The organism is Burkholderia sp. Bp8994 (assembly GCF_003853805.1).
Taxonomy (GTDB): Bacteria; Pseudomonadota; Gammaproteobacteria; order Burkholderiales; family Burkholderiaceae; genus Burkholderia.
The window spans coordinates 396,229-414,959 of the sequence record NZ_QTQH01000001.1 but is presented as its reverse complement, the minus strand read 5'-3'; the positions used below and the strand labels follow the sequence as shown (position 1 = coordinate 414,959).

Below are 18,731 nucleotides of genomic sequence, written 5' to 3'. Positions count from 1 at the left end.
GCCGTCGTCGGAGCTCGTCCTGAAGGACGAACTGTTTCACCTGGAGCTTGCAGCGCTGTCGGGCAATGCGGAGATCGGGCGCGTACTGCAGGGAATCAACGCGCGGATTCACTACGTGCGATGGGTCGACGTCGATCAACGGCGCGACGAGGCCTTCACCGAGCACCTGGAGATCCTGGACGCGCTCGCCGCGCGCGACACCGAACGGTGCGTTGCGTTGACCGACACGCACATCCGCTGGCGGATGGAGGAAATCACGCGGGTCGTGGAAGCGAGCGTCGTCAAGCTGTACGCGAAATAACGGGCGGTCCGCGACGCACACGCGCATCGCGGGGCCGCACCGACGAGACGCAAGGCAAAGGAGGACGGGGCGCGGATCTTCAACCGCAACCTCTGGCGCAGCCCTTCCGGTCACTCGCGATAAGACGGTTCCTCGACGTCGAGAATCCGCTTCATCTCGTCGAAATGAGCGATCGAGAAATCGCGGAAACGTTCCCAGTCCCGAGCCGTTTTCTCGGCCACTTCGTCGGACAGCACGTTGATCGGCTTGCCGGTCGCATATGCGTTGACGAGGATCTGGCAGGCGCGTTCGAGCGTGTACATGTCGTCGAAGGCTTCGCCGACCGTCGGCGCCGTCACCAGCACGCCGTGGTTGCCCATCATCAGGCGCGATTTGTCTTTCAGCAGCGCCACGAGGCGCGCGCCCTCGTCTTCGGTGTCGGCCATGCCGGAGAACGCCGTATCGAGCGCGACGCGATTGAAATAACGTGCGGTATTTTGTTCGATCGGCAGGATGGTCGGATCGCTCAGCGTAGAGATCGCGGTGGCGAACACCGGGTGCAGGTGCATCGCCACGCGCACGTGCGGCAAGCGCTTGTGCAACTGACCGTGGATCGCCCACGCGGTCGGATCGATTCTGCCGTTCTGAAGACTCGACGGATCGTCGGCATCGAGCAGGACCAGATCGCTCGCACGGATGCGCGAGAAGTGCATCCATTTGGGGTTCATCAGGAAGCGGCAGCCGTCGTCGGAAACGGCGAGGCTGAAGTGGTTCGCGACCGCTTCATGCATGCCCAAGCGGGCGAAAGAGCGGAAGGCGGCCGCGAGATCGATGCGAAGCTGGAGTTCGTTCATGGGAAAGATTGGTAGAGAAGGGCGCCGAACGTGCAGGTGCAAGTGAAGGATTTTGCGTTGATCGCCACACCAAAGAGGCTGTGGCAGAGATGCCGGCCTCGCCAAAACCGGCGTGCGTGGGTTGCGGGGTTCGTTCACCGACTCCCGGTGACGACGCTGTCCGTGGCCGCACTCGTGTCGGTAGCGTTCCAGAACGCGTTGCGGTCGCGGTAGTTCTGCAAGAACTGCTGCAGGCGCGGATTCTCGGAGCGGCGGAACACCTCGCCCGGCGCGCCGCTCACGGCGATCCGGCCATGATCGAGAAACACCACGCGGTCGGCCATCTGAGCAGCGAAGCCCATCTCGTGCGTGACGACGACCATCGTCATGCCGTCGCGGGCGAGCTGCTTCATCACCTGCAGCACTTCACCGACGAGTTCCGGATCCAGTGCGGAAGTCGGCTCGTCGAACAGCATGATGTTTGGCTCCATCGCCAGCGCGCGAGCGATGGCGACACGCTGCTGCTGGCCGCCCGACAGTTTCAGCGGATAGGCATCCGCCTTGTGGGACATCCCGACCATCTCGAGCATGCGGCCACCGATCTCGTTCGCCGCGGCGGCCGGCATCCGGCGCACGCGCCGCAGTGCTTCGGTGACATTGCCGAGGACGGTCATGTGCGGCCACAGGTTGAACTGCTGGAACACCATGCCGATGTTGCGGCGCACGCGGTTGATCTCGCCGGACGAGGCGCGCACGCGCGCGCCGTTGCGCTCGACATATCCGAGCGTCTCGCCCTCGATCAGGATCGTCCCGTGATCGTAGGTTTCGAGCGCCGCCATGCAGCGCAGCAGCGTGCTCTTGCCCGAGCCCGAGGGGCCGATCAGGCAGACCACTTCGGAACGCTCGATCGAGATGTCGATGCCGCGCAGCACATCGACGTCACCGAAACGTTTGTGCAGGCCGTCGACCTCGATGAGCGGTGACGCGGATGCGCAGGCACGCGTCACGGCAAGCTCGCTTTCGTGAATGTGGCTGACTGCGTTCATAAATACCTCGATCAGGTAGGGTCATCGAGCCGTGCGGGCCCGATGCGGCGCAATAGACGGGATGCCAAGGCGATGGATCGACTTTACGCGGTCGATATTGATAGAAAAAAACTCTTTTTGGATGCAGGTCGAAAGTTTTCCCTATGCAAACCGGCGCCGTACCCGACCTGCCGCGAGCCGGGCCAAGCGGGCCGCCGGTCTTTATGAGGAAAGATGATCCGCCAGGCGCCGCAGCATCGAATCGCAGTCACGCAATTGCTCGACGGTGACGAACTCGTCCGGCTTGTGGCCCTGATCCATGCTGCCGGGCCCACAGACCACGGTGGGGATGCCGGCCGCTCCGAACAGCCCCCCTTCGGTGCCGAACGCAACGGTGCCGAACGCGCTGGATCCGCTGAGGATCGCCAACAGGCGGGCTGCGTCGCCGTCGTCGGGCGTCGCAAGGCCGGGATAGGCCGACAGCGGTTGCATCCGGATGTCGCAGTCCGCGCGGACCGAGCGCATCTTCGGTGTCAGGTGTTCCTGCGCGTAGGCCTGCAATTCGTCGATCACCTGATCGGCGTCGAAGCCCGGCAGCGTGCGCACTTCGAAATCGAACTCGCACGCCTCGGGGACGATGTTGAGCGCCTTGCCACCGCGAATCACGCCGGTCTGCACCGTCGAAAACGGCGGATCGAAACGCTCGTCGTGATGTTCCGGTTGAGCGAGGCGGTCGCCGATCTCCTCCAGCCGGTTGATCAGACGGGCCGCGTACTGGATCGCATTGACGCCGTAGGGTGCATACGCCGAATGGCACGCGGCACCCTTGACGTGGCACCGCATCGCCAGCTTGCCCTTGTGGCCCAGCACCGGCTTCAGTTCGGTGGGCTCGCCGATCACGCACAGAACAGGCCGGTGCGGACGCGTTGCGAGTTCGGTCAGCATCGGGCGCACGCCGAGACAGCCGATCTCCTCGTCATACGAAAAGCCCAGATGGATCGGTAGCGTCAACCGGCGCTCGACGAACATCGGCACTGCCGCCAGCACCGAAGCGAGAAAGCCTTTCATGTCCGCGGTGCCGCGGCCGTACAGCCGGCCGTCACGCTCGCTCATCTCGAACGGCTCGACGGTCCACGCCTGGCCGTCCGCGGGCACGACATCCGTATGGCCCGACAGGAGGATGCCGCCGCGATCGCGCGGCCCGATGGTCGCGAACAGGTTGGCCTTGCTGCGCTCGTTGTTGTAGAACAGCTCGCTGTCGATGCCGTAGCCGGCCAGATAGTCGCGGATGAACTCGACCATCGCGAGGTTCGAATCGCGGCTGACCGTTTCGAATGCGATCAGCTTGGCGAGCAGCGCGCGGCTGGTCGGGCGGGTCGACTCACTCATCGCCTGGTACTCCGTAGCTCGGTGCCGCGGTCGGATCGAGCGCGCGAGTGACGTAATCCTGCATCTGCGGACGATAGGCGTGCCATAGCGCGGCGAGCGCGGCGATCGGCGCGTCATCGGTCCAGTCGACCCGCAGGTCGACAAGCGGCCACACCTGCGTATCGGCGATCTTGAGCGCGGCCGAATGGACCGGGCCGGCTTCGCCGCCGGCGTCGATCGCCGCCTGCATCGCGGCGAGCAGACGGTCGGCGAGCAGCCCGGGGGTGTTCTCGAACGCAGGCACCATGGCGTCGATCACGTCGCGGCTCGCCAGCATGTTGCCGGCGGCGACGCATTGCTCGCCCGCCACCGCATGGTGCAGACCGAGCGCATGTGCGCCGGTCTGGAACGCGGCCCGCCCCTGCGCATCGACTACGGCGAGTTGCCGATAGTCGCGCCAGCGGTCGGTGGCAAGCGCGGCCTCGAGCGCCTGCGCGGGGTCCGGCGCGCCGCCGCCGAGCAGATCGAGAACCTGCGGGCCGAGCGACGGCAGCGTGACGTTCTGCGTCGCCACGGCGCCGATGCCGGCGCGAACCCATGGACAGCGCGCGCCGACCGCAATGCTCGATGAACTGATCGCGATGCCGAGTTGTCCGGTTTCGGCACACCGTCCGACGATCGAGAACGTCATGTCACACTCCGGTCGCGGGCGCCGGCTGCCAGCCGTCGGGAATCACGGCGATCACGTCGATCTCCATCAGCCACTGCGGCTGGCCGAGCGCCGACACGACGAGTCCCGTCGAGATCGGATAGACACCCTTCAGCCACTTGCCGACTTCCTGATACACCGGCTCGCGATAGCGCGGGTCGATCAGGTAGGTCGTCGTCTTCACGATGTGCGTGATGTCGCTGCCGGCTTCCTCCAGCAACTGCTTCACGTTCTTCATCGCCTGCTCGGCCTGCGCGCGCGGATCGCCGAGGCCGATCAGGTTGCCGTCGAAATCGGTGCCGACCTGACCGCGCACGTACACGGTATTGCCGGCGCGCACGGCTTGGCACAGGTCGTTGTCGAGCGTCTGGTTCGGATAGGTATCCTTTGTATTGAACATGCGGATACGGGTGTGGGTAGGCTGGCTCATCGTGAATTCCGGGAAGGGGGTTCAATAAACTACGCGGTTCGGCTCGGTGCGACGATCAGTGCGCGGCGGCCCGGGTCACCATGGGTAGCGTGACTTCCGGCTCAGCCGGAGCGACGTCGTGCTGCGCGGGTTTCGTCACACGTTGCGCCGCGGATTCGTGATAGCTCTGATAGCTGCGCTGCGTCGCGATATGCCCGGCCACATGCTTCGCGTCGTGCCAGACGCCCCAGATGAACGCGGAGCCGCGACGCGACAGCCACGGCAGACCGACGAAATAGACGCCGGGCTCCTTCGACACGCCGCGTTGATGTTTCGGTTTGCCGTTCTCGTCGAAGGCATCGACCTGCAGCCACGCATAATCGTTCGCGTAACCGGTTGCCCAGATGATCGACGTAACGCCCGCCGCAGCGATGTCGAGGCCGGCGAGCGGGTGGGTCACGCATGCCGGATCGGCCGGGATCCGACGCGCGTCGGGCTCTTCCGGCAGATCGAGACCGTTGCTCGCGACATAGGCGTCGGCCGCGTCCAGCAGCGACAGATAGTTTTCGTCGCCGGCCGCGATGTTCGCGGCGAGATCCTCTTCGAACGTGACGACACCGTGATCGAAGGACTTCGTCAGGCCGACGAGCGTCACGCCCTGGTGCGCGAGGCGACGGAAATCGACCGTGTGGCCGCCATCCGCGCCGCTGACGGCGATCGTCACGTGCGCGCGTCCGGGGCTCATCACTTCCATGTCCCACAGACCCAGCACGCCGAGCCACCAGCAGAAATCGCGGCCGCGATAGGCGCGCGGCGGACGGTCGTGCGGACCGACCGACAGATAGACCTGGCGGCCCGAACGTTGCAACTCGTCGGCGATCTGTACACCCGACGAGCCGGCGCCGACGACCAGCACGTTGCCGGCGGGCAGTTGTGCGGGATTGCGATAGTCGGCCGAATGAATCTGCGTCAGGGCCGGGTCGACCGGTGCGATGGCCGGAATGATCGGCCGCTGGAACGGGCCGGTCGCAACCACGACCCGGTTTGCGTGGAGGGTCCCGTCGGAAGTCTCGACGACGAAACCCTGGCGGCCGGCATCGCGCACCACGCGCTTGACCTCGACGCCGGTGCGGATCGGCGCGTCGATCATCTTCGCGTATTCGACGAAGTAGTCGACCATCTGGTCCTTCGTCGCAAAGCCGTCCGGATCGACGCCGCCGATCGTCAGGTTCGGAAAGCGGTCATGCCAGGCCGGACCGTTTGCAACCAGCGAATCCCAGCGGCCGGTGCGCCAGCGTTCCGCGATGCGATCGCGTTCAAGCACGAGATGCGGCACGCCGAGTGCACCAAGGTGTTCGCTCATCGCGACACCGGCTTGCCCGGCGCCGACCACCAGCGTATCGATTGATGTGACTTCCACGGTCATGATGGTTCTTCCTGATGCGTATCGATTTGGTTGTTCATGGGCTGGAATCCGTCTTCGTCACAACGCTCACGACGCGACGGGTCGACGCTTGTATCGTGCGGGAAAGGAACGGAAGTGAATCCGCAGTTCGAACCGATCCGAGTCGCAAGGCCTTCCTCGCGTTGAATTGCGCGGTCTTCGGGAAAATCTACGCCTGTCGAGAGAATCCGAAAAATATATTTAAAAAATGCTTTGCATCAGGTTTGGCTATGCAGACATGTACATGAATAAGGCACCTCGGTCCGAAGCCACTTGCACCGGACGCTGACGGCGCGTTTCGATCAAGTTGCGCGGTGAACGCGCAAGCCTGGGCGCGCCGGGGCCATCATTGGACAAAGGCAAAAGCCGGGACGGTGCGGGCAATCGCGCCAGGCGCGCGGGTTTCGCGAAAGCGCGGCGGCACGGCAATGGTCGCGCAGCGCCGGCCGGCCAGGACGGAAAGCCAACTAGGCCGGCTCGCGCGCGGCGCTCGCTGCCTGAGCTCGGCCGCGCAGCCAGTTGATACTGGTGAAGAGCAGCAGCGCGAACACGATCAGCACGGTGGCGACGGCGAGAATCGACGGATCGATCTGATCGCGAATGCCGCTCCACATTTGCCGGGGCACGGTGCGCTGGTCCGGCCCGCCGATGAACAGGATCACGATCACCTCGTCGAACGAGGTCGCGAACGCGAACACGCCGCCCGTCGCGACGGCGGGCAGGATCAACGGCAGCGTCACGCGCCGAAAGGTAGTCCACGGTGCGGCGCCAAGATTGGCGGCCGCGCGCAACAGGCTCTGATCGAACGACAGCAGGGACGCCGTCACCGTGATCACCACGAACGGCGTGCCGAGCGCCGCATGCGCGAGGATCACGCCCGGATACGAATTGACCAGCCCAAGCGGCGCGAAGATCAGATAGAAACCGGCCGCGACCACGACGATCGGGATGATCATCGGCGAAATCAGGAGCGGCATGATCAGCGAACGGAACGGGAAGTCGTCCCGTGCGAGGCCGATGGCGGCGAGTGTGCCGAGACCGGTCGCAATCGCGGTCGATGCGCAGCCGATCGCGATGCTGTTCATAAACGCACGCTGCCAGTCCGGGCTGCCGAATGCCTGCGCATACCAGCGCAGCGAGAAGCCGTCCATCGGATACGAGAAGTACGCCCCCGAGTTGAACGACAGCGGAATGATCACGAGGATCGGCGCGACCAGAAAGAACAGCACGAGCGCGCAATGAATGCGCACCCATGCGGTAGCAACGCGCGTCGACGGAAGACTGTTGGGATTGACGGACACGGGGCGCTCCAGTGACGTCAGGCGTCAGCCGAACCGGAGCCGGTCGATGCCGACGAGCCGGTTGAAGATGAAATAGAACACGGCGGTGAAGATCACGAGATACGCGGACAACGCACCCGCAAGACCCCAGTTCAGTTGGTCGTTGGTTTGCGACGCGATCAACTGGCTGATCATCTCGTCACCGGCGCCGCCGAGCAGCGCCGGCGTGATGTAATAACCGAGCGCCAGCACGAACACGAGAAAGCAGCCGGCGCCGATGCCGGGCAGCGTCTGCGGCACATACACGCGGAAGAACGCCACCACCGGGTGAGCACCGAGCGACTGCGCGGCGCGCATGTAGATCGGCGGCACGCTTTTCATCACCGAGTAGATCGCGAGAATCATGTAGGGCAGCAGTACGTGAGTCATGCCGATCAGCACGCCGGCACGATTGAAGATGAGTTGCATCGGATGATCGACCACATGCAGTGCGAGCAGCACGCGATTGATCACGCCGCCCGGTTGCAGCAGCACGTACCACGCCGTCGTGCGCACGAGCAGCGAGGTCCAGAACGGCACGATCACGAACAGCATCAGGCGGTTGCCCTGTTTCGCCGGCAGATTGGCGAGCAGCCACGACACCGGATACGCGAACAGCAGGCACAGCAGCGTGACGGTTGCGCTGATCGACACCGTGCGCACGAACGCCGTGCGATACACCGCGCCGCTCGCGGGCACGCCATGAATCGCGCCCGCGGGGGAAACCTGTGCGTCCACGCCGTTCAGCAAATAGTCGGGCGTCCAGCGCGACGATGCGCGTTTCAGCAGGCGCCACGTTTCGGGCTCGCCCCAGCGGTCATCGGCAGCGAGCAGGACCGGTTTCCAGGCCGTGACGACGTCCTGAGCCCGCACCGCTCGGGCCGACTTCAGCAGCAGGCTGCGGAATTCCGGCTGGTAGAAGTTCATCCGGCGCGCCACGTTGCCGAGCGTGCCGGCGTCGGACGCGCTTTTCAGCGCGGTGGCGAGCGCTGCGAAGGCGGAATCGCCCGGCAAGCCCCGGCCGTCCCATTGACGCAGCGTTTGCGCGAAAGCCGGCATGGCATCGGACAGCTCCGGATTGCGCACGCTGCGCGCGAGCAGCGAGGCGATCGGCGCGATGAACGTCGCGAGCAGGAACACGAGGAGAGGCAGCGTCAGCAGCAGCGCGCGCATCGCCGCCTTGCGCCGCGCCTGGCGGAATTTGGCGGCGCGCGCGCCGGCGAGCGCCGGCCCGGCTGCCGTCACGGGGGGCATGGTTGAGTCGTTCATCGGAACTCCAGGGCGACGCGGCCCGGCTGGAACGCGTCGCGCAAAACCACTACGACTTCGATGAGATTCGGCTTACTGGCTGAGCCACGTCTGGAAGCGCTTGTTCAGCGTATCGCCGTTGTCGGCCCAGAAGTTCGCGTCGATCTGAATCGGGCGCTTGAAGTTCGCAGGCGCGGTCGGCAGGTCGGCAAGGCGGGTCTTGTCGATCAGTTGCAGCGAGGCCTTGCGCGGAGGCGCATAAGCGATGTACTTCGACAGGTCGGCGAATGCCTGCGGCTGCGACGACGCGGCGATGAATTGCTTGGCGAGCGCTGCGTGCTTCGCGCCCTTCGGCACACCCCACCATTCGTAGTCGTACACCTGCGCGTCCCAGACGGTCTTGAACGGCTTCTTGTCCTTGTGAACGGCGCTGTCGATCCGGCCGTTGTAGGCCTGCACCATGGTCACCGCGCCGTCCGCGAGAAGTTGCGGCGCCTGCGCACCGGCTTCCCACCAGACGATGCTCGACTTGATCGTATCGAGCTTCTTGAATGCACGGTCGACTCCGGCAGGCGTGACCAGCGCCTTGTAGACGTCGGCCGGTGCCAGGCCGTCGGCAATCAGCGCCCATTCGAGCGTGACCTTCGGCGATTTCCTGAGGCCGCGCTTGCCGGGGAATTTCTTCAGATCGAAAAAGTCGGCGATCGTGGTCGGCGCAGTCTTCAGCTTCGACGCGTCATAAGCGTAGATGGTCGACCAGACCATCGCGGCAACTGAACAATCTCGCAGCGCGCCGGGCAGGAAATCCGCGGTATTGCCGATCGTCTTGCTGTCGAATTTCTCGAGTAGACCTTCGTCGCATGCATTGATCGCGTCGTTGGTCTCCATGTCGATCAGGTCCCAGGTCGGATTCTTCGCCTGTTCCATGGCCTGCAGCTTCGCGAGACCGCCGTCGTAGGACTCGGTTTCGAATTTCGTACCGGTCTTCGCAGTGAACGGATCGAACCACGCTTGACGCGCGGCCGTCTCATATGCGCCGCCAAACGTGACGACGGACAGCGTGTCCGCTGCATGAGCGGTGGCGGGCAGCGCGGCAAGCGCGATCACGACCGCCGCGGTGCGGCGAAGAACGGCGTAGTGGGGGTTTTTCATTTTCAGACTCCAGCGGCGAAGGGCACGGCAACGGGTGGAACGGGTAAGCGAACGGCGGAACTGGAGACCCGGGCGACCGCCGACGACAGCACCTTGCAATCGTCGTAACGCCACACGATCGTAGCTGCGGCGCCGATCGGCGGCAGCGCGACGAGACGCGTGTTCGACACTTTGACGACCATCGTGGCGTCGCCGCCGAGCTTGAGCAGCACCCGATGATGATCGCCGCAGTACACGATGTCGCGCACCGTCGCGGCGAGTGCGTTCACGTCCGCGGGCAGGTTGGTCGCACCGGCGGCGAACACCTGCGCTCGCTCGGGACGCAACGCGAGCGTCCCGGCGTCACCGGACTCGACATGGCTGCCGCGGCGCCCGCGGATCGTCATGCCGGTGGCGAGCACGAGCGTGGCGAGTTCGCCGTCGAGCGCGCCGACCCGCCCGGTCAAACCGTTGTTCTCGCCGACGAAGTTCGCGACAAACGCGTTCTGGGCGTTCTCGTACAGCTCGGTCGGCGTCGCTGCCTGCTGGATGCGACCGTCCGAGAAAACCGCGACGCGATCCGACATCGTCAATGCTTCGTTCTGATCGTGCGTCACGTAGACGACGGTCAGCGACAGCTCGCGATGTAGCCGCATGATTTCGTATTGCATCGTTTCGCGCAGCCGCTTGTCGAGCGCGCCGAGCGGCTCGTCCATCAGAACGACGCGCGGCTCGAACACCAGCGCGCGCGCCAGCGCGACGCGCTGCTGCTGGCCGCCCGACAACTGCGCCGGACGACGCGATGCAAGATGCGACAGCTCGACCATGTCGAGCGCGCGCTTCACCCGCGCCTTGCGTTCGTCGCGCGGGGCCTTGCGCACCGAAAGCGGAAACGCGACGTTCTCCGCGATCGTCAGATGCGGAAACAGCGCGTAGTTCTGGAACACCATGCCGATGTCGCGCAGGTGCGGCGGCTTGTCGTCGAGGCGGCGGCCGTCGAGCAGGATGGTGCCGTCGGTCGGTGTTTCGAAGCCGGCGAGCATCATCAGGGTCGTCGTCTTGCCGGAGCCGGACGGCCCCAGCAGCGACACGAATTCACCCTGATCGATGTCGAGATCGAGTCCGTCGACGACCGCATGCCGGCCGTCGTAAGACTTGCTGACGCCGACGAACGAAATGTAGGGTTGACTGGCCATCGAAAGATTCAATGAGATGATGTGTCGGACTGCGTCGCGATCCGGCGACGTTTCAGGTTGCCACGCGCGACGCGAGATAACGTGCGAAGTCGTAATTCGGCCGCTCCAGGTGACTCAGATGGCCGGGTTTCGCGAGCGGTGCGTGCACGCCGCGGAACACTGCCTCGACACCGCGCCGGTCTTCGAGATTGACTTCGTCGAGCAGTGTCTTCAGCGTTGCCATGTATCCGGCTGCCTGCGGATCGTCGATGAATTCCGGCGACAAGCCGCCGCCGAAGCGGATGTGCACGCGATCGACGCCCAACGGTTGCAGGACCAGATACCAGAAATAGCCCGGTGTCAGCGTGACGAGATGGGTCGGGTAGATCGCGAGCAGGGCAGTCGTCTTGCGCCACTGGCCTTGCAGACGGGTGTTGTTTGGATGGGCGTTGCCGATCGGCAGCGATGCTTCCTTCGTGATCCAGTGATAGTTGAAGGCCGGCCGCCCTGGCGGACACTCCATCTCGTCGAGCTTCGAATGCGGGCCCACCGTCGCGCGATGCAGCATCGGCAGGTGGTAGCTTTCCATGAAGTTTTCCGCGAGGATCTTCCAGTTCGTGTTCCACACGTGTTCCTCGTGGAAGGTCTCGACATAGGACGACATATCGTAGTCGGCGATCAGCTCGTCGAGTTCCTTCAACTGCGTCGCGACGGGCGGAGCGTCGTGATCGAGCGTGACGTAAATCCAGCCTTGCCAGATCTCGCAGCGCACCTGCGGCAGCTTGTAGGTGTCCTTGCAGAAACCGTCCTGCCTGTCCATCATCGGTGCGCCCCGCAGATCGCCGTCGAGCGAATAGTTCCATGCATGGTATGGACAGACGATCCGGCGCACATTGCCGCGACCTTCGAGCAGCGTCGACATCCGATGCAGGCAGACATTCGACATCGCGCGCAGCGTGCCGTCCTCGCGGCGGATCACGATGATCGGCTGATCGGCGATCTCGGCGGTCAGGAAGTCGCCCGGATTCGGCAGTGCTGTCGCACGCCCCATGCACAGCCATTCGTTGCGGAAGATCGTTTGCTGTTCGCGCTCGAGAAATTCCGGCGATGTGTAGACCGCCGGCGGCATCGCGCGGGCATCGCCAAAGTCGCGTTCACAATTGCCCTTCAGATCGCGCACGATCGCGTCGACAGCCTGACGTGCTGCGGGAATGGTGCTCATCCTGGCTCCGAAACAAGGACACTGATCAAGTGACGAGCAATTTAGCAAGTCAAAATCCAAGACCAACTATTCTTTTCGGATGTGACTGCCAGTTTTTTCCTATTCAGCTGGCGTTGCCTGGATGTGCACTTCAGGTATGTAGGTCTCGCAGAATTGCGCGAAGCGCGTGACCAGCTGGCGCGGCTTCATGTAGCGGGACATCGCGATGCCGAGGGTGATCGACGTGACGTCGTCGCGAAACGGCCGGATGGCAAAGTTTGAACCGTCGACCGTGCTGGTCGAACGAAGCGGGAAATTGAGAATGCTGAAGCCAAGACCGTTGGCCACCATGCCGCGCACGACTTCCGGCTGCGACGAGCGGAACGTCGGCGACGGGCGTCGGCCGAGCGGATCGAACAGTCCGGCGAAATACTCGCGGCTGTGCGGCAGATCGAGCAGAACATAGGGCTCGTTGAGCAGATCGGCGAGCGCAACCTTCTTGCTGCGCGTGAGCCGGTGTCCGAGCGGCAGGATCGCATATGGCGGCAACGTGACGAGCGGCGTGAACGCAATGTCTTCGGTCAGGTCGAGGCTGTAGGTGAGCGCCATGTCCAGCGTGCCGTTGGTCAATGCCTGCAGCAGATCGTCCTGGTTGGCCTCGATGGTGCGAAAGCCGATACCGCCGTGCTCGGTGACGAAGCGGCTCATGATCGCCGGCATCAGCGGCGGCGCAAGCGAGACGAGGCAACCGAGCGCAATCGTGCCCGTCATGCCGCCGTCCATTTCACGCGCCATCGTCTGCAGTTCCTCCGCGTTTTTCAGCAGGTTGCGCACCTGGCCGAGCACGTCGCGTCCCGCTGGCGTCAAGGACACACCGCTCGCGCGATGGCGAATGAACAGCTGGATGCCGAATGACGATTCCAGCTCGCCTATCGAGGTCGAGATCGACGGTTGCGAGATGTGCAGCTGACGTGCCGCCGCGGTAAACGACAAGGTTTCGGCGGTGACGACGAAGTAGCGCAACTGGCGCAGCGAATACCGCAATGCAATGTTTTCCATGAAGCAGGGCTCGCACAGGATTCAATCGGGAACGGTCCGCTTGACGGGACGTGCCGCTCATTTTGCATAGCCAAAAACATTGATATGGGAGTCTTTCATAATTTTTTGCTTTGCGCTTTTATGCCGACGATTTATCGGGTTCCGCTTCTTTCGGGCAATGCACTTTATCGGGGGGAAGAATGAATCGTGTTGGTGCGGCGCGCGTCAAAATCGTGCAATTCGCGTGTGCGCTGCCCTGGAAGCCCATGGTCCGATTTTTTGCGATCGACGTGGCGAACGGCCACTGTGATCCATTGGCATGCCTCGGCTACACGGGCTTCATAGATAAAAGCTTCCGTGTGGATCGGAAAACAATATTTTCGCCGACAAATTGTCCACGTAGATTCAGCTGACGGCGGCGGATGCGCTCGGCCAAGGGCCGATCTGGCGAACGTCCGGCATTTCATCCCATCATTTCGACCTCGACTGGAGTACGACAGATGAAACGATTCAAACCCTGGACTTCCCTGCTCGTGGCATTGACGCTGGCGGCAGGCAGCGTGGCCGCGCATGCGGACAGCATGCTCGATCGCGTCAAGCAGCGCGGCGAGCTCGTCGTCGGCACCGAGATGCAGTTCGCGCCGTTTGATTTTCTGGAGAACGGCCAGCAGGCTGGCTTCAACAAGGACCTGTTCGCGGCGGTCGGGCAGATCGTCGGCGTCAAGGTGCGTTTCGTCGATCTGCCGTGGGAAAGCGTGCTGCCGGGTCTCGACGCCGGCAAGTTCGATATGGTTGCAGGTCCGCTGACCGTAACGAAGGCACGGATGGAGCGCTATGCGTTCTCGCTGCCGATCGCCGAGGCTACCGACGCGCTGCTCAAACGCGCGAGCGACGGAAGCTTGAAAATATCGGCCGATATCGCCGGCAAGGTGGTGGGGGCGGGCAAGGGCAGTGCGCAGCTCGAACAGCTGAAGAGCTACGCGGCGACGTTGCCGAAGCCGCCGACGATCCGCGAATATGTCGACAACAACCAGGCGTATGCGGATCTCGCGGCCGGACGCCTCGCCGCCGTCGCGAACTCGCTGACCAACGTCGCCTATGTCGCGAAGCAGCGCCCGGCCGTGTTCTCCGTCGTGCAACCCGCCTTCGGCACGAAAGTCTATTTCGCCTATGCGCTGCGCAAGGATGCCGACAGCACGTCACTGGCCAGCGCATTCAATGGGGCGCTCGTCACGCTGGACAAGAACGGCACACTCGCCACGCTGCAGCGCAAGTGGTTCGGTGTCGCGACGGCGCTGCCGGCCGAGATGCCGACGCCAAACTACTGAGCGCAACGCCATGTTCAGTCTGACCACCTTCATTGACGGCTTGCCGCTCTTGTTTCGCGCAGCGTCGATGACGCTCGAAGTCTCGGCGGCGGGGCTGGTGCTCGGCTTCTTCATCGGTCTCGTGATCTGCTGCGGCCGTCTTGCGCCGCAAGCGGCGATCCGCGCCGCGGCGGGGGCATACGTACGCGTGTTTCGCGGTGTGCCGCTGCTGGTGCAGTTGCTGCTCGTCTACTACGTCCTGCCGTTCGTCGGGCTCAACGTATCGCCGGTGACGGCCGCCGTCAGCGCCGTGTCGCTGTGCTCGGCGTCCTACATCGCGGAAATCCTGCGGGGCGGATTCGTGAACCTGCCGCGCGGCCAGATCGAGGCTGCGACGATGCTGGGCCTGTCGGCGAAGGATCGGTTGTGGCGGATCCAGGTGCCGCAGGCGGTGCGGATGACGCTGCCGTCGCTCGTCAACGAAATGGTATTGCTGATCAAGGCATCGTCGTTGATCTCGGTGGTCGGCGTGGCTGAAATCACGCGCACCGCGCAGAACATCGCTGCCAGCACGTATCAGCCTCTCGAAGCGTATGTGGCGGCCGGCATGATCTATTTCCTGCTGTGCGGTGCGCTCGCGTTGATCGCGCACGGTGCGGAGCGGCGCCTGCGGGCCGCATGAACGGGCCCTAATCCTTGCCGGAGCTTTCGATGCTGACTTTCAATCCCCATGTGATCACGAATAACCTTCCGCAGATCGGCGCGGGGCTCGCGACGACGGTGGGCGCCTGGGTCGCGAGCACGCTGGCGGGTGCAGCGATCGGCTTTGGCTGCGCGCTTGCCCAGCAGGCGTGCGGCCGCTATGTACGCGCGGCGATTCGCGTTTATATCGAGCTGTTCCGAGGCACGCCGTTTCTCGTGCAACTGTTTTTGCTGTATTACGGCGGCCCGTCGTTCGGCCTGACGTTCGATCCGTTGACGGCGGGCGTGGTGGGTCTCGCACTCTATGCCGGTGCCTATTTCACCGAGGCGTTCCGCTCCGGCTTCGAGGCGGTGCCGCGCGGCCATGTCGAAGCGGCTTCGTGCCTCGGCATGACATGGTGGCAAACGACCTTTCGTGTGCAATTGCCGGAGATGACGGTACTGATCCTGCCGGCGCTGACCAACCTGACGATCGTGCTGAGCAAAGAGACCGCTGTGTTGTCGATCGTCACGGTTCCCGAGCTGACGTTCGTGCTGACCGGGATCGGCTCCGCGAGCTTTGCCTTCGTCGAGACATTGCTTGCGCTGTCCGTCTGTTATCTGCTCCTGGTCGAAATGTCGACCTGGGCCGGCACCGCAGTCGAGCGCCGCGTCGCGCGCCGGCTCGCCTGATGCTGTTCGCGGCGGCTCATAGTCGCCGGTTGAATACGGATGACCGACCTCGCCGATGAAAGCGAGGTCGATTTCGTTTTGACTGGCGATCCCCGTGCCACCATGGAGCCACGTCGCGTGGTCGTTGTACCGGCACCGCCGCTACGACGGCAGCGACGCGCACGCGTGGCTGCGCGGCCGCATCGTCGAGGTCGCGCAAGTGCTCGAGCGGCATGGCGTCGTGGCGGAGGCCTGGGCGGGGCACGCGGCTCAGCCTACGACGAGCAGCGGCGGCAGCGTCGCGACGTCGGGCTGCTCGTCGAGCCGCCACAGGTAATCGAGCGCCGCGCGGATCTGCGTCGGGCTCCAGTGCCGCCGGCAGTTCTTCGCGAACTTCGCCTCGTAGTCGTCGCGCCGCATCGGCCGCGTCGGCGAGCCAGGCAGCTCGTCCACCTGCTTCGCGCAGGTCGTGCCGTCTTCGCACACGGCCGTCACCCGGTTCGGCGCCTGCGCCGGATAGCGGGCGGTCAGCGCCGGGTCCTCCTGCACCGTGACCCGCTCGATCAGCGCGCGCAGCGCCGGATCGTGCAGCGCGTCGTGCCGGTAGCTCTCGGTCGTGATGTCACCGTCGAGCATCGCGCGCGCGACGATGTACGGCAGGCTGTGATCGGCGGTCTCGTGGGTCGACGGCGCCCATTTTTCGCGGTCGCGGCCGGCCGTCACGTAGCCGACCGCGGTGGTGTGGATCTCGATGCGTCGGATGCGGCGCAGGTCGCCGACCTGCGCGGCGACGTCGAGCGCGGCCGGAATCGCGGTTTGGGTGAGTCCTTGCGCGGGATAGAACTTCACGAAGCACTTGCCGATCCGGAACGCACCGTCGCGCCCGCCGAATTCGCGCGTATCGACGGCGAACGGCCCGGACACCTGCGGAAAGAACCCCGCCATGCCTTCGAAGATCGGCGCGGGGCCGGTCAGCCCCGCGCGCGCGAGCTGCGTCGAGAACACCGCGTTGCGCGCCGCGTCCGCATCGGCGAGCGCCTTCCAGTTCGACAGCTGCTGGACGCGCGTCTGGTTCAGCGCGAGATGGCTGTTGATCGACAGGTTGACCGCCTGCACCAGTTGCGGCGCGGGCATGCGCATCAGCTTGCCGGCGGCGAGCGCGACGGCGGGCAGGCTGTAGCACGTGTGGTCCCAGCCGCGCGGGCTGATCGCGGCGGCGTCCATCAGCCGGCACGCGATCTCGTACGCGATCGCGATCGACAGGATCAGGTCGCGGCCGCTCGCATGCTGCGCTTCGGCGACGGCGAGGCACGCGGACATGTTGTCGCTCGGATGGCCGGTTTCCTTGCCGGCGTACGCGTCGTTGAAATCGTAGTAGCGCAGCGCGGTGCCGGTCGCGAACGCGGCGAGATCGGGGCTCGTGCGTCGGTTCGTGCCGACGATCGTCGACACGCCGTCCGGCGACGCGAGCGCCGCGTCGCGCGCGATCCGCACCGGGCGTTCGTCGTGCGCGGCGATCGCGCAGCCGAGCGCGTCGATCAGATGCGCCTTGATCGTCTCGATCGTCGCGGCGTCGAGGTCGCGATACTGCAGGCCGGCCGCGTAGTCGGCGAGCTGTTGCGCGAGATCGGGGCTGCCGGCGGCCGCCGGCAGCGAGCCGGCGCGGGCAGGGCCAAGTGGTAGCGCGAGCGCGGCGCCGGTCAGCGTGGAAAGAAAGTGGCGGCGGTTCATGGTTTGAAGACTCCGAAGGTTCCTGAAAGGGCGAGAGAGGCGGGCTCAGAACAGCTTGCGCAGGCCGAGCGCCACGCCCGCGCTGCCGGCGCGGTCGGCGGCCAGCGTGTAGTGGAGGAAGTTGTAGTTGTAGTTGTCGAAATCGAGCGCGGCGCGGCGCGCGTAGCCGCCCGCGAGGTACAGCGTGACGGATTTCGACAGGAAGTAGTTCAGCTGCAGCGTGACCTGCTGCGGGTTGGCCGGGTGCGGTGCGCTCGCCTGCGCGTCCGGCGGATTCTGCGCACGGATGTCCTCGTAATAGAACGCGCCGAGCGCCTGCAGGTAAGGGGTGATCATGTAGCGCACGCCGGCCCACCAGAACGTGTAGTTCGTCACGACCGACCGCGTGGCGACGCCGCTTTGTCCGTGCGTGACGCCGGCCAGCAGCTGCGCGCGGTCGACGGACACGATCGCGGCGGCGGCGTAGCGGCGAAAATGCGCGAAGCCGCCAGGCTGCGGCGTGTTGACGTTGTCGAATGCGGCGGCGAACGAGAATGCGGCGCCGGCATAATCGAAGCCGGCGCCGTAGGCGGCATTCGCCTGGAACGCGCCGGGCGTGCCGCCGAACGAATAGTGCGTTTCGAGCGTCAGCGAGCCGATCTTCGCCAGGTACTTGGCGACGTTGTTCTCGCGGAAGTTGACACCGACGATCGCGCCGGCCGGCTCGTACAGCGTCGAGTACGCGCCCGTCGGCGAATAGCGCTCCATGACGTCGAACAGCGTCGAATACTGGTGGCCGAGCCGCAGCGTGCCCCAGCGCTCGTGCTGCAGCCCGATCCACGCGGAGCGGTCGAAGCCGCCCGCGCCGGTGCCGGTACCGTTGTTCAGGTTGATGCCGCTTTCGAGCCGGAATGCGGCCTGCCAGCCGCCGCCGAGATCCTCTACGCCCTTCAGGCCCCAGCGCGAGCCGCTCTTGCCGCCCGACGCCATCCGCACGAGCGATGCCGACGACTTGTCGCCGGGCGCGGCCTGGTGGGTGAGGAATTCCGTATAGATGTCGGCCACGCCGTACAGCGTGATCGTGCTTTGCGCGCAGGCGCCGGCCGATACGAGGCCCAGTCCGCACAATGCGGACATTCGCTTGCCCATGGCTAGTCTCCTTCGAGGGTTTGTTGTTTGTT

The 18,731-nt window shown here is 64.7% G+C and carries 19 protein-coding genes; 5 read left to right on the top strand and 14 right to left on the bottom strand.

Features of this window, described 5'->3' with window-relative positions; translation table 11 throughout:
- Window positions 1–301 (top strand): FCD domain-containing protein (locus tag DIE04_RS01835; RefSeq protein WP_124524313.1); only part of this gene is annotated, 301 nt, incomplete at its 5' end.
- Between the two features lie 110 nt (window positions 302–411).
- Here the strand turns inward: DIE04_RS01835 and DIE04_RS01830 are convergent.
- The 12 genes from DIE04_RS01830 to DIE04_RS01775 all read right to left on the bottom strand — a co-directional run bounded on the left by DIE04_RS01830 (window position 412) and on the right by DIE04_RS01775 (window position 13,201).
- Complete coding sequence (locus DIE04_RS01830; RefSeq protein ID WP_260426174.1) at window positions 412–1,272, bottom strand: class II aldolase and adducin N-terminal domain-containing protein; 861 nt, start codon at window positions 1,270–1,272, stop codon at window positions 412–414.
- Window positions 1,269–2,159: an amino acid ABC transporter ATP-binding protein gene (locus tag DIE04_RS01825; RefSeq protein ID WP_124484781.1), complete on the bottom strand. Its 891-nt coding sequence runs from the start codon at window positions 2,157–2,159 to the stop codon at window positions 1,269–1,271. The genes DIE04_RS01830 and DIE04_RS01825 overlap by 4 nt, the downstream gene beginning before the upstream one ends.
- A 201-nt stretch (window positions 2,160–2,360) precedes the next feature.
- Entirely contained in the window at window positions 2,361–3,527 is a 1,167-nt protein-coding gene (argE, locus tag DIE04_RS01820; protein WP_124524314.1) for an acetylornithine deacetylase, read from the bottom strand.
- The gene (locus DIE04_RS01815; protein WP_124484782.1) at window positions 3,520–4,197 is read right to left on the bottom strand and encodes a DUF1028 domain-containing protein; all 678 of its coding nucleotides are present in this window, start codon (window positions 4,195–4,197) and stop codon (window positions 3,520–3,522) included. Before DIE04_RS01815 ends, argE begins: the two co-directional genes overlap by 8 nt.
- A 1-nt stretch (window position 4,198) precedes the next feature.
- A complete protein-coding gene (locus DIE04_RS01810; RefSeq protein WP_124484783.1) occupies window positions 4,199–4,645 on the bottom strand; it encodes a RidA family protein in 447 nt (148 codons plus the stop codon).
- A gap of 55 nt (window positions 4,646–4,700) precedes the next feature.
- Complete coding sequence (locus DIE04_RS01805) at window positions 4,701–6,050, bottom strand: NAD(P)/FAD-dependent oxidoreductase (protein WP_124524315.1); 1,350 nt, start codon at window positions 6,048–6,050, stop codon at window positions 4,701–4,703.
- Window positions 6,051–6,535: 485 nt separating this feature from the next.
- A complete protein-coding gene (locus DIE04_RS01800) occupies window positions 6,536–7,369 on the bottom strand; it encodes an ABC transporter permease (RefSeq protein ID WP_124484785.1) in 834 nt (277 codons plus the stop codon).
- A gap of 24 nt (window positions 7,370–7,393) precedes the next feature.
- Window positions 7,394–8,641, bottom strand: a complete 1,248-nt coding sequence (locus DIE04_RS01795) for an ABC transporter permease (RefSeq protein ID WP_124485063.1) — start codon at window positions 8,639–8,641, stop codon at window positions 7,394–7,396.
- Window positions 8,642–8,728: 87 nt separating this feature from the next.
- Window positions 8,729–9,787, bottom strand: coding sequence for an ABC transporter substrate-binding protein (locus tag DIE04_RS01790; RefSeq protein WP_124484786.1), 1,059 nt, complete (start codon window positions 9,785–9,787; stop codon window positions 8,729–8,731).
- Between the two features lie 2 nt (window positions 9,788–9,789).
- Window positions 9,790–10,962 (bottom strand): ABC transporter ATP-binding protein, encoded by a 1,173-nt coding sequence (locus DIE04_RS01785; RefSeq protein ID WP_124519430.1) that lies wholly within the window; start codon window positions 10,960–10,962, stop codon window positions 9,790–9,792.
- A 52-nt stretch (window positions 10,963–11,014) separates the two neighbouring features.
- On the bottom strand, window positions 11,015–12,163 hold the full coding sequence (locus DIE04_RS01780) for an aromatic ring-hydroxylating dioxygenase subunit alpha (protein WP_124519431.1): 1,149 nt from the start codon (window positions 12,161–12,163) through the stop codon (window positions 11,015–11,017).
- 99 nt (window positions 12,164–12,262) lie between these two features.
- Window positions 12,263–13,201, bottom strand: coding sequence for a LysR family transcriptional regulator (locus DIE04_RS01775; protein WP_124484789.1), 939 nt, complete (start codon window positions 13,199–13,201; stop codon window positions 12,263–12,265).
- 479 nt (window positions 13,202–13,680) lie between these two features.
- Here DIE04_RS01775 and DIE04_RS01770 point away from each other — a divergent pair, with 479 nt between their 5' ends.
- The 4 genes from DIE04_RS01770 to DIE04_RS29630 all read left to right on the top strand — a co-directional run bounded on the left by DIE04_RS01770 (window position 13,681) and on the right by DIE04_RS29630 (window position 16,177).
- Window positions 13,681–14,508, top strand: a complete 828-nt coding sequence (locus DIE04_RS01770; RefSeq protein ID WP_124484790.1) for a transporter substrate-binding domain-containing protein — start codon at window positions 13,681–13,683, stop codon at window positions 14,506–14,508.
- Between the two features lie 10 nt (window positions 14,509–14,518).
- Window positions 14,519–15,169, top strand: a complete 651-nt coding sequence (locus tag DIE04_RS01765) for an amino acid ABC transporter permease (protein WP_124484791.1) — start codon at window positions 14,519–14,521, stop codon at window positions 15,167–15,169.
- Window positions 15,170–15,198: 29 nt separating this feature from the next.
- Window positions 15,199–15,861: an amino acid ABC transporter permease gene (locus DIE04_RS01760; RefSeq protein ID WP_124484792.1), complete on the top strand. Its 663-nt coding sequence runs from the start codon at window positions 15,199–15,201 to the stop codon at window positions 15,859–15,861.
- Between the two features lie 94 nt (window positions 15,862–15,955).
- Entirely contained in the window at window positions 15,956–16,177 is a 222-nt protein-coding gene (locus tag DIE04_RS29630) for a hypothetical protein (RefSeq protein ID WP_185500288.1), read from the top strand.
- On the opposite strand, the gene DIE04_RS01750 is transcribed toward DIE04_RS29630, so the two are convergent.
- Together DIE04_RS01750 and DIE04_RS01745 are read right to left on the bottom strand one after the other, a co-directional pair.
- Window positions 16,111–17,571 (bottom strand): MmgE/PrpD family protein, encoded by a 1,461-nt coding sequence (locus DIE04_RS01750; protein WP_124519432.1) that lies wholly within the window; start codon window positions 17,569–17,571, stop codon window positions 16,111–16,113. The genes DIE04_RS29630 and DIE04_RS01750 overlap by 67 nt on opposite strands.
- Before the next feature lie 45 nt (window positions 17,572–17,616).
- Complete coding sequence (locus DIE04_RS01745) at window positions 17,617–18,699, bottom strand: porin (protein ID WP_124519433.1); 1,083 nt, start codon at window positions 18,697–18,699, stop codon at window positions 17,617–17,619.
- Between the last annotated feature and the right edge of the window lie 32 nt (window positions 18,700–18,731).